A 12289-nucleotide genomic window follows, 5' to 3' on the forward strand; every position below is an offset into this window, starting at 1 on the left:
GGAGAGGCGAATCCTTCGTCCTCTCCTTTCATGTCATAAGGAGGGAATTCATCATGTTAAGCTCAGTCTTGGGTGCTATTGAACTCGGTTTTCTCTATGCTTTGATGGCACTTGGGGTATATATTACTTTCCGGATCCTTGATTTTCCGGATTTAACCGTTGACGGCAGCTTCGCTACAGGTGGAGGCATCGCAGCGGTGATGATTTCCAATGGATATAACCCATTGCTTGCCAGCATCGTGGCATTCGCTGGGGGTATCGCAGCTGGAGCATGTACGGGTCTGTTGCATACAAAAGGTAAAATTAATGGTCTGCTATCCGGAATATTAATGATGATCGCCCTGTACTCCATTAATATGCGGATTATGAGGGGAAAGCCCAACATCGCCATGATTAGTGTGGATACTGTCTTCACCTCAATTAATCCTTGGATCGTCCTTCCGATCTTCATCATTATCGTGTTGCTGCTCATGAACTGGTTTCTCCACACCGATCTGGGGTTGGCTCTACGGGCAACAGGGGATAATGACAGAATGATTCGAAGTCTTGGTGCTAACACAGATACGACCAAAATTATCGGTATCAGTCTGGCAAACGGACTGGTTGCGCTGGCTGGTGCCCTTATCGCACAGCAATCCGGTTTTGCGGATATCAACATGGGCATTGGTATGATCGTTATCGGACTGGCTTCAGTCATTATCGGGGAAGCAATCTTTGGAGCCCGGAATGTAATTCATGCTACGATTGCAGTCGTACTTGGGGCTATTGTTTACCGGATTGTTGTCGCATTAGCGCTTCGAGTACCATGGCTTGATGCATCGGATTTGAAAATAATTACTGCAGTTATCGTCATTGTTGCGCTGGTATTCCCGACAGTAAGCCGGTCCATAAAACAGAAGAAACTGGCGAAGAAACGTACTGCCGAACTGACAGGTGTGCTCTCTAAAGGTGCAGCGGGAGGTGATCTTCATGCTTGAAATCAATCAGGTATCGAAGCTATTTAATCCGGGAACACCCGATGAGAAAATCGCATTGAATCATATTAACGTTAACCTGCGTCCCGGTGATTTCATTACGCTGATCGGCAGTAACGGAGCCGGCAAATCTACCCTCATGAATATCATCTCGGGTGTCATGAAACCGGATGCGGGTGATGTCATGATCGATGGGAAAATCATCAGCCATCTTCCTGAATACCAGCGCAGCCGGTGGATCGGAAGAGTATTTCAGGATCCTATGGCCGGAACTGCACCCCATATGACGATCGAGGAAAATCTGGCGATGGCCTTCGCCAGAGGCAAGCGCCGCGGGCTCAAGATGAGTATCAAAGCGAGCCGCAGACAGATGTTCCGCGAATCTCTCGAGCGGCTCGGTATTGGACTCGAGAATCGACTTCGCGCCAAGGTCGGCCTCTTGTCAGGCGGGGAGCGTCAGGCACTCAGCCTGCTGATGGCGACCTTTACGCAGCCGGATATCCTGCTGCTGGATGAACACACCGCAGCGCTTGATCCGGCCCGTGCCGAGCTGATTACACGTTTGACAGAATCTATCGTACGCGAGATGAAGCTGACAACGTTGATGGTCACGCATAACATGGAGCAGGCCATCCGTCTTGGCAATCGTCTGATTATGATGGACAAAGGACAGATTATTCTGGACATTGATGAGCAGCGTAAGAAGAGCCTGACGGTTGAGGAGCTGCTCGGTGAATTTGCAAGAATCAGCGGTCATAAGCTATCTGATGACAGGATGGTACTTGCCTAGATCATTGAATTAGAAAACAAACCTGTTTGGGACTTTCTCCTAAACGGGTTTTTTCTATACTATAATGAAGATATAATTATACTTACATATAAAACAGTGGTAGACTTTCTATATAGCAGTTTTGCGCCATAGATTACATAACTGTTGATTATTCGTATCACAACTACTAAAATATTGCAGTAAGCTTTCAGATGATATCGGGGGACGGGGGGCTAGAGTTGCGAAAGAAGATAAAGTTGAGCATCGGCTCGAAGATCACACTTGGTTATATATTTATATTGATCTGTGTCGCTGTATTTCTGCTCGTCGTTACGAACAGGGTTGCATCGCTGCAGCATGAGACTGATTTTATAAGCCAACACGATATAGAGGTTCATGATCTGGCAAACAGCGTGGAAAAATCACTCCTTGATATGGAGACCGGTCAGCGGGGATATGCCATAACCGGAGATTTATCATATCTTGAGCCCTACAATGAGGCGAGTTCTGCCTGGGAAACGAATTATAACAATCTCTACCTGCTATTGACTGATAATCCTTCTCAGCAGGAGAATCTTAAAGATATCCGTCAGAGTATAGAAAAATGGATAGATACTGCCGGTAAACCCGTAATTGACATGAAGAAAAACGGCAGGGAAGATGAAGTTAAACAGTTTTTTAGCAAGGACCCGGGTAAGGATACGATGGATTCGATACGTAACAAGTTCAATTCTTTCCTGACAACGGAAAAGGCACTTACCATCGAGCGAGTACAAAGCTTGGAAGATAGTAATGAAAAGCTCATTACGACGATTTATATTCTTTGGGTTATCGTTGCTGTCCTTTCCATTATGGTGGCTGTTACCATCTCAAGAAATATTGTTTCGATTATTAAAGACGTGACTCGAACGATTAAAGAAATGGCTGCCGGTGGCAGTCTGGATACAAGAATACAGGTTCGTACAAATGATGAAATTGCAGATCTCGGACGCACGACTAACGAATTACTAGAGGTCGTACAGAAGCAAGGAGAACTTAAAGATGAAGTCGCTACGATGTCGACTCTTCTTCAGAATGAATCCACTTTGAGAGACCTAAGTGAGCAATTCGTTGACCGATTGGCAGCAGTACTCGGCGTACCTTATGTCGTATTATACGCGGCTCAGCATGATAAGCTTGTAATCTCTGCTTCTTATGCGGGTCAAAATGAAAAGACAGCGAAGAACTCCATTGCCTGGGGAGAAGGACTGCTCGGGCAATGTGCCAAAGATCGGAAAATAATCACATTAGATCATATCCCCGATCATTATATCCGGATATCTTCGGGGCTTGGCAGTACTGCGCCTTCATTTGTGGTAGTGGCGCCTTTTATATATGAAGGAACAACATTGGCAGTTGTCGAGGTTGCAGCGCTGGACAAGCTGGATACACATCAGATGGAGATGTTCAAACAGTTGGTGGAAACGGCAAGCGGCACGATGCACAGCGTTATAAACCGAATGGAAATTCAGCGTCTCTATATGGAAGCGCAGACCTTGAATGAGGAGCTTCAATCACAGTCGGAAGAGCTGCAGGTTCAAACGGAGGAGCTGCAGGTACAGTCTGAGGAACTGCAAATGCAGACAGATGAGCTGCAATCGATGAATGAAAAGCTGGAAATCCAGAAGGATCAGGCACAGAATGCTGCGGTCGAGCTGGAGAAGTACGCAGGGCAGCTGGAAACAAGCTCCAATTATAAATCGGAGTTCCTGGCGAATATGTCTCATGAGCTTCGTACACCGCTGAACAGCATGTTAATTCTATCCCAGATTCTTGCGGAAAACCGGACAGGCAATTTGACCGAAGAGGAGGCCAATTATGCATCGGTGATCAATTCATCGGGCACGGATCTTCTTCATCTAATCAATGATATTTTGGATCTTTCGAAGGTAGAGGCGGGTAAAATCCAGCTTGAAATATCTGCTGTAAATATGTCTGAACTACCGGAATCCATGGAACGTTATTTTGGTAAAACAGCGGAGTTCAAATCACTTCAATTCAGATATGAAATTGCTCCGAATGTTCCTGATATTTTTTATAGCGATGAGCTCAGACTTCATCAGATTATTAGAAATCTGCTCTCGAACGCTTTCAAATTCACAGAACGCGGGGAAGTCAGCCTAAGTATATACAAGCTTGATTCGGTTACAACGAAAGGATTCTCTATTCCGACAGAAACGCTCGCTTTTGCTGTAAGGGATACGGGAATCGGAATTTCGGAGGACAAGCAGAATATGATATTTGAAGCCTTTAAGCAGGCTGATGGTGCGACAGCGCGGAAATTTGGAGGCACGGGACTAGGATTATCCATATCCCAGCAATTTGCCAAGCTGCTTGGCGGCGAGCTGACCGTAGAAAGTGTACCGGGTATCGGCAGCACCTTTACGTTGTATCTGCCTTGTGAAACAGAGCATGTCGATGTTTCGCCTATGATCCTGATGCAGTCCGAGGCTGCTGTTGGAGCAGCTCCTGGCGCGGCGTCACAAGCGGCATGGTCTTATAAGCCAGAGGAAACTGGCGGCAGGCCATTAGGACAAAGCATGGTTGAACAGGAACCATTGTTCCTTGAGGAGACCGAGCTTTTTGAAGGTAAAAAAGTGCTTGTTGTTGATGATGATATACGGAATGTTTACGCTTTGGCGAATGCGCTGGAGAGATATAATATGCATGTTCTTACGGCTCAGAATGGCTATGAATGCCTTGACATCCTGCAAACTGATCCTGATATTGCTATTATCCTTATGGACATCATGATGCCTGAAATGGATGGGTATCAAACGATGAAAAATATCCGCAATACGCTGGACTTAACGGAACTGCCGATTATTGCATTAACTGCTAAAGCAATGAAGGAAGATAAAGATAAATGTTTGGCGGCTGGTGCCTCGGATTATCTGAGCAAACCGCTAAATATCAATGAGGTTATCTCACGGATGAAGGTATGGATGACCAAATCCCAAATGGAATAAAATGAACTAAAAGAGGAGCCGATGGATCATCGGCTCCTCTTTTTATTGGAAGCGACTACACATTCCGGGATTAGATCAACAAATTTTTGACCTTCTAGTCAGGTATGACTATACTAGTAGTAGCATAAGAATCGAAGGGGTCTTTGATATGGATGAACGTGAATTGCTTGTTTTGGGCCTGCTAATGACTCAAAGCCAGCATGGTTATCAAATTAATGATTTTATTGAACGGAATTTGGGACAAGTGTCCGATATGAAGAAAGCGACGGCATATTCTATCTTAAAACGGTTGGACAAACAGGGATGCGTAGATGTGACAGTGGAACAGGAAGGTAACCGGCCGCCCAGACAAATTTATTCCATCACGGATCGCGGCAGAGAGCTTTTTTACGATCTGCTTCGTTCATCTCTGGCCCATGCAGAAAATGTAACTCCTGCAGGAGAGATCGGTTTAATGTTTATAGATCATCTTTCACGAAGTGACGCCAAGGAATTGCTTAAAATCAAACTGGAGAAAATGAATCAGTTGATCGAAGCCTGCTCCTCGATTCCTTCACACGATGAGGGAATTGGAGTGAATCTTTCCTTCCGGCACAGACTGGCTTTGCTTGAATGCAATAGGACGTTTCTGACTGAAACCATTCAGGAACTGGAGAATGAATCCACGGTATAAAATTGCATAGAACTTGACTTATGTAAAAGATCGCAGCCCTGCTGCGGTCTTTTTTTTATAAGAAATGAAGAGATATGGAGATCAAATGCAAACGTATATTTTTCCAGCTGTAATGCACACTAACCTTGTCTAATGTTTCCAAGGGAGGAGATGGCAGCATGACGGCAAATCACAAGCCGGTTACGCTGGAGTATGTGCTGCATGAGTTCGAACAGTGCGTCGATTTGATTCATCGGAATTTTCCGATGTTATCCGCAGATATGGTATATTTTGACCATTTGATCGACAAGGATGCCATGGAGAGAGAGGTTCTTCAGCCTTTTGCGAATGTCCAAGCCGATGAACTGGATCATCTCCTGAAGGACACCCGGTTCAAACCTTCTTCTAGCAGCAAGGAAATCATCGAGGGGATACTTAAGGGTGACGCAGCTATTTTTCATGAATCATCGGTTTATCTGGTATCACTGTATGGTCCAAGCAGCCGGCCCATTGAGCAGTCAGAGACGGAAGCAGTCATCATCGGTCCCCATGATGCCTTTACAGAATCTGCATTTACCAATTTGTCCTTAATCCGCCGTAAGCTGAAAAGCTCCCATCTAAAGGTGATTCAGCTGTCTGTGGGAGAAGTGGCTAAAAGTGATGTGTTTGTGTTGTATATTGACGGGATCGTCAATATGGAATTTGTGAATGAAATGATTAAGCGGATCCGGGATATTGAAGTCGACATCATTACGGACAGTAATATGCTTGTTCAGCATATCGATGATTATCCCAATACGATTTTCCCTTTATTTTTGACCACGGAACGTCCTGATTTGATTGTTTCCAAGCTTTCGGGTGGAAGGGTAGCGGTCATTATGGATGAAAGTCCTTCGGTGATTTCAGGCCCAACATCGCTATTTGAATTTTTCACCTCTCCGGATGACTATTATCAACGCTGGATTATTGGCACAGCAACCCGGATTCTGAGATATATCGCCTTTATCATCACAATTACCTTTACAGCGGTATATGTAGCCATTACAACCTACCATTATGAGATGATACCCGAGAATTTACTATATACCCTGATCGAATCACGAAGCCGAGTGCCGTTTCCACCTGTGTTTGAGGCGCTTCTTATGGAGGTGACGATTGAGCTGCTGCGTGAGGCAGGTGCGCGTCTTCCCAGTAAAATCGGCCAAACGATCGGGATTGTTGGAGGTATCGTCATTGGACAAGCAGCGGTACAGGCAGGGCTTACGAGTAATATTCTGATTATTGCTGTGGCTTTATCGGCGATTGCTTCCTTTGTCATCCCCAGTTATGTGATGAGTGCTTCCATTCGCTTCGCCCGGTTTTTCTTGATTATTTTGGCTGGAATCTGGGGGAATTTCGGGCTCATGATCGGGATATCCATCCTGGTTATACATCTTTCCAAGCTGACAAGTTTGGGTTCCTCGTATATTTCACCCATTGCGCCGCTGAATTTTCAGGATTGGAAGGATAGCTTCATCCGGGGTCCGTTCTGGATGCTGAAGGATCGTCCCGCTCAATCAAGGACTCATAACAAGGTGCGTAATAAAATGAAACGATAAAGGAAGGCGTCCTATGAAGGAAAGACTGTATTCAACCCATATCGCCTTGCTTGTATTTATGATTCAAACAGGCGTGGCAGCGCTGAGTTTGTCCAGAAAGGCAGCCGTCTACTTTGGTACGAATGGATGGCTGTCCATTTTGATCTTGGGCTGCGTGGCTGCGATTAATATTGTGTTGATTTCTGTCGTAAATCGGTTGGGCAACGGCATGTCGGTATTTGAAATCATGGAAAAATCCATTCCACGTTTCATTGTTATTCCCATTTACTTATTACTTGCTGCTTATCTGGCTGCCATTGGATGTTTGGTCGGAAAGCAATATATCCATATATTTCAGCTCATTGCTTTCCCGACGGCTTCTCCTTTAATGCTGCAGGGCTGTTTCGATGTTCTGGTTTTATTTCTCGTGATCAAAGGAATTTACAATATCAGCAAGGCTGCGACTGTTTTTTCGTTTTTAATCTTGTGGATGGTGTTCTTATTGTTTGCCTTCTCGAATGATTTTGAGTTTGAACGTATGACCCCGTTTGTGTTTAAGGGAGGAAGAGATATGCTGGAGGGCGCTGTAGACATGTTTGCCGCGTTTGTGGGCTACGAGCTGATTTTGTTTGTCATGCCATACGCTGACAGATCCAAAAAGTGGATGAGATCCGTCCAAATCGGTAATCTCATGACGACCTTGACCTATTTCTCTTTCGTGTTCATCAGCTTCGGTTTTTTTAGTCTGGGACAATTGAAAATCATGATTTACCCACTGCTGGACATGCTGGCATATATTCAGCTGCCTTTTGTGGAAAGATTGGAGAACATATTATTCAGCTTTCTGCTGTTCACGGTTGTAGTGACTTCCACGATGTACACCTGGTCTGCGGGCGAAGCGGTACATCATGTATTCCCCAAAGCGAACCGCAATATAATGGCGTTGTTTATCGTTTTTATCACTTTCCTGCTCTCGATCTTACCAGACACGCTGTATAAACTGGAATTATGGCTCAAGATTTTGAGCTATGGCGAGGCGGCTTTTTCATTTGCATTCCCTATATTTCTAATTCTGCTTCTGCTGATTCAAGGGCGAATGGGGGTCAAGAACCGTGTCTAAGCGCGGCTTAAAACTGTTCTTTGTATGTGTAGTACTTCTGGGTTCGGTTCTTCAAATGACTGGCTGCAACAAAAGTCAAAGAATTCTGGAAAAGCTGGCTATTGACCATACCATTGGTTATGACCTTGATGATGAACAAAAACTAAGCGTAACCGCGGCCATAATTAACCAGGGAGAAGGAGGGAGTGAAGTTAAACAGGAGCTGATTACAGCGGAAGCGGATTCCAGCAAGGAAGCTAAAATCAAACTTTCCAGACAGACCAGCCGCAATATTGTTTCCGGGCAGCTCCGAAACACGATGTACAGTATGGATGTGGCCAGTCAAGGAATCCGCAAGCTGATCGAAAATCTGGTGCGGGATCCTTCGATATCACCCCGGGTTAAAATAACGGTCGTTAATGGCTCTGTGCAGGAATTATTAAGCAGTAAATTTCCTAATCACCCCAATACCAGCCAATATGTTGATCATCTATTAGAAAAAAACTGGAAAAATCAAAACATTCCACAGGTTAACATATATCAATTTACAAGAGATTATTTGGATGACGGGGTTGATCCTGTAGCACCTATTGTACGAAAAAAAGGAGACAATGTGATTGTTGACGGTCTTGCATTGTTTAAGGATGATAAGTATGTTGGAAAGCTAAGCCCGGATTATAATATGCTGTTTGCAATGTCCCGGGGCAAATACAGACAGGGTGAAATTTATATCAAGCTCGATCAGAATGATTCAGATGGCGCTGTTATGCTGGGCACCGTTAGCAGTGATAAGAAATTTAAAGTGTGGCGAAAGCGAAGCGGAGGCTTTGTGGTTGAACTGTTTCTGGAAGTCAAAGGGGATATCATGGAGTATACGGGAAATGTTCTTTTAAGTAATCATAAGGATATCATTACGATTGAACACGGAATTTCCAAGTATATCTCTAACAAAATGGAGGATATGGTGGATATCATGAAAGACAAACGGGCGGATAATGTCGGTCTCGGTAAACAAGTCCGCAACAGCATCAGCTATAAAGAGTGGAAGAACATAAATTGGGATGAGCTTTACCCAGAAGTTACCTTTCGATGCACAGTGAACACCAAAATCAAAAGCACCGGTGAAATACTGGAAATTCCGGTACCATCACGGGAATAAACAAGAAAGACGCATCCAACAAGAATGCGTCTTTTTCATTTAATGAATCAGTTTGCTTTCCTTGGCCTTTTTGACCAGACCCGCCGCAAGCTGGTTGATAACTCCTTTTAGTGCAAGACCAATAATTAAGGTGATTCCCGCATAAATACACATGATGAGAAGATCATTTCTGACGATACTCCATATGATTCCTCCGACAGATTCGCGCATCATGCTAATACCGTACGTAAACGGGAGAAAGGGATGTATCGCTCTAAAAAAGGCGGGTGTTGTCTGAATAGGAAATGTACCACCGGATCCTGCGAGCTGCAGCACCAGCATAACAATGGCCAAAGCTTTCCCAACATTTCCGAATACGGATACCAGAGTGTAGACAATCAGCATAAACACAGCGCTGTTGACCAATCCAAAGACAACAAACCAGGGCTTATCGACGACATAGGCTCCAAGGATAAACATATCTCCAGTCGTTACGCAGATCGATTGAAGCAGAGCAAGGGTCAGAAAAGTTAAAAATCTGCCGAAATAGACTTCGTAGCTCTTATAGGAATGATCACCAAGCACTTCCGTGGTAACCAGCGATACTAACAGGGTAGCTCCGACCCATAACGCCAATGTGGAGAAAAAGGGTGACATGGCTGAACCGTAATTCGGTATTGGATAGAGCTGATTTTCCTTCAGAACAACGGGTTCAGCAAAAAATTGACTTTCCAGCTGGAAATTGTTTTTAAGTAGGTCGATAACTTCCTGTAAATTCCCTTCGGATTCGAATTCACGCATCCTTTGGGCCAGCTCGGAGACCTTGGCTTCGACCGCAGGCAGTTCTTTTTTAATCTCGCTTATACCTTGTGTGCCGACAGTTAGTCCTTTGGAGGCATCATTCAAAATTTTCTTCACATCCGGCACGCTTTTCAGAGCATTATTCAGAACGGTACGCGTTTTCTCGGCAGTTTGCTGGGCTTTGCTGAGCCCGCTTAGAATGGCTGGCTGAATCTCGCTGTCATACCGGCTTATGATATCGCCCAGGATCTGCGAGGTATCTCCGGAAACCTGATTCAGGCGGTCAACCAAATCGGAAGCGGGCTTCTCGCCTTTTTTTACGGCGCTGCTGATGCTGCTGACGAGTGATTGCTGCTGTTTCATTTTATCCTGCACCTGCCTCAGCTTGGAGCTGACAAAACCGATCCGGTTACCCGAGACTTTGTTCAGCTGGTCAAACCAGTTGATGAGCTGGGTTTGAACCTTCAATCCGAGCTCGAGCCTGGATGAAACATGATCCAGTGTATCCGTTACCACCGAGGGATCCACATTGGGGTCCTTCAAAACAGAGGTAAGCTGCTGTGCCCCGAGTGCAGTCTGCTGAAGCAGCAGAAGATCCTGCTTTACATTCGGACCGATGTCTTTGGCTGCATCGGAAGCACTGGACAAAAAAGTATCGAGTCCAACGGCAAACTCCTGACCATTCTTGGCTATATCGGTCACGAGGGGAAGATTCTTCTGTGCTTGACCAACAAGCTGATTCGTTTTATGTATATCATCCATGGCTACATTGACAGCATTGTTGATCTCCGGAAAATTCTTCTCCAGCTTGAACACAAGCGAGCGGACCTTTTCAATGGTCGGCAGCTGCTCCTGCAGCTCGATGCCAAGATCGTTGAAAATTTTGAAAATGGCACCGTTCGCGGTTTTCACAAAGTTCTTGCTGACTTCCTGAATAATACCACTCGCTCCCGAAGAAGTAATCTTGGGGGAGACCGCGTTCACCTTTTCATTTACGTAGTACAAAATTTCAGCTTTGGAGGGATTGTCTGAAAGAACGGTAGCTATGGTTGCCGAAAAGCTTTCAGGGATGACGATACTGGCGTAATAATCCCCGTGACGTACCCCTCTCATGGCATCCCCCTCGCTGACAAAACGCCATCCGAGCTTATGGTTGTCTTTCAGCGAATCGATCACCTCATTGCCGAGGTTAATGGCCTTGCCTTTCAGCGTTGTTCCCTTGTCATTGTTGGCTACAGCAATGGCTATATCGCCCGTGTTGCCATAGGGGTCCCAGGAAGCCTTGATATTAAACCAGGCATACAAAGAAGGCAGCATGACCAGTCCAAGGATGATGACCAGTGCCGCCCAGTTGGTTACAATGTTACGTATGTCTCTGCCAAAAATGAGTGCAATATTTTTCATGGGGTCTCCTACCTCGCCTGCGAAACGGTTTTTGTTAGTATTTCTTGGGGGCGAAGGGAACATACCCAAAAGCTGCATTTCCCCCGGTTACCCACAAGTTAACCATCCCAGGCAGTAGCGAAACGATTACCAGTCCATCCGGCGGCTAAGCGAGGTGATATGTGCGAGATGATGACGTCCATGCCAGGCATAGAGTCCAAGATGACGGTCAAGGCTGGTTTTTCCATTCACCGGATGCACATAGCTCCGCTGCCAATCCTTTTCCTTCATATGTTTAAACAGCAGCACCATACGCGCATGGATACCGTCCAGCATTTTAAGTGAAACCTCCGGTGCAGGGGCAATTGAATCGGCTAGGTCAGCCCATAATGCTTCTTCATAAGGCTTGATCACAGGTTCATCTTCGGTCAGTGCCAGCTTGATCCGCAGTAATGAATTCATATGGCTGTCCGCAAGATGATGCACAACTTGACGCACGGTCCAGCCGTCCGGGCGGTAAGGGGTGTCCAGTTGTTCATCTTTTAAGCTGTTAACGGCTTCTCTGACTTGAGATGGAAGCGCACGAAGCTGATCAATCCAATAGCTGCGGTCGGCCGGGCTGATTGTTTCAAATGCTGTAAATTCTCCGATCGGGTAACGTAAATCTGAACTCATAACATGTACCTCCTCAATAATTGTGGGTTCCATTAATTAATCCCAATTGCCCTGTTATTACTATATGGCTGAGACTCGAACAAAACGATATTTTTCACAACTTTATCATAACATTGGTCGCAATCTGTAGATTTTTTTCAATGTAGACCGAACGGCTCCCGCTCTGAAAGCGTATAGAATGTAAGCAGGTGGTGGTTGGGTCGGCTCTATAAA

General features: G+C 45.3%; 9 protein-coding genes. 7 read left to right on the forward strand and 2 right to left on the reverse strand.

Annotated elements, in window-relative coordinates; genetic code table 11:
• Positions 1–53 precede the first annotated feature (53 nt).
• The 7 genes from E6W40_RS07515 (at position 54) to E6W40_RS07545 (ending at position 9238) form a co-directional block, all read left to right on the forward strand.
• Positions 54–977, forward strand: coding sequence for an ABC transporter permease (locus tag E6W40_RS07515; protein ID WP_136604915.1), 924 nt, complete (start codon positions 54–56; stop codon positions 975–977).
• Complete coding sequence (locus E6W40_RS07520; protein WP_136604916.1) at positions 970–1764, forward strand: ABC transporter ATP-binding protein; 795 nt, start codon at positions 970–972, stop codon at positions 1762–1764. Before E6W40_RS07515 ends, E6W40_RS07520 begins: the two co-directional genes overlap by 8 nt.
• Positions 1765–1982: 218 nt before the next feature.
• Positions 1983–4751, forward strand: coding sequence for a CHASE3 domain-containing protein (locus tag E6W40_RS07525; RefSeq protein ID WP_136604917.1), 2769 nt, complete (start codon positions 1983–1985; stop codon positions 4749–4751).
• A 148-nt stretch (positions 4752–4899) separates the two neighbouring features.
• Positions 4900–5424, forward strand: a complete 525-nt coding sequence (locus tag E6W40_RS07530; RefSeq protein WP_136604918.1) for a PadR family transcriptional regulator — start codon at positions 4900–4902, stop codon at positions 5422–5424.
• A gap of 158 nt (positions 5425–5582) precedes the next feature.
• A complete protein-coding gene (locus E6W40_RS07535; protein ID WP_136604919.1) occupies positions 5583–7001 on the forward strand; it encodes a spore germination protein in 1419 nt (472 codons plus the stop codon).
• A gap of 13 nt (positions 7002–7014) precedes the next feature.
• Positions 7015–8100 carry a GerAB/ArcD/ProY family transporter gene (locus E6W40_RS07540; protein WP_136604920.1) on the forward strand — a complete coding sequence of 362 codons (1086 nt, stop codon included), beginning with the start codon at positions 7015–7017 and terminating at the stop codon, positions 8098–8100.
• Complete coding sequence (locus E6W40_RS07545) at positions 8093–9238, forward strand: Ger(x)C family spore germination protein (RefSeq protein WP_136604921.1); 1146 nt, start codon at positions 8093–8095, stop codon at positions 9236–9238. The genes E6W40_RS07540 and E6W40_RS07545 overlap by 8 nt, the downstream gene beginning before the upstream one ends.
• A 39-nt stretch (positions 9239–9277) precedes the next feature.
• Here E6W40_RS07545 and E6W40_RS07550 read toward each other — a convergent pair whose 3' ends face one another.
• Positions 9278–11422: a YhgE/Pip domain-containing protein gene (locus E6W40_RS07550; RefSeq protein ID WP_136604922.1), complete on the reverse strand. Its 2145-nt coding sequence runs from the start codon at positions 11420–11422 to the stop codon at positions 9278–9280.
• Between the two features lie 126 nt (positions 11423–11548).
• The gene (locus E6W40_RS07555; RefSeq protein WP_136604923.1) at positions 11549–12076 is read right to left on the reverse strand and encodes a YfiT family bacillithiol transferase; all 528 of its coding nucleotides are present in this window, start codon (positions 12074–12076) and stop codon (positions 11549–11551) included.
• Positions 12077–12289: the final 213 nt, after the last annotated feature.

This window comes from Paenibacillus dokdonensis (genome assembly GCF_004916975.1).
In the GTDB taxonomy this organism is placed as follows: Bacteria; Bacillota; Bacilli; order Paenibacillales; family Paenibacillaceae; genus Paenibacillus_AQ; species Paenibacillus_AQ dokdonensis.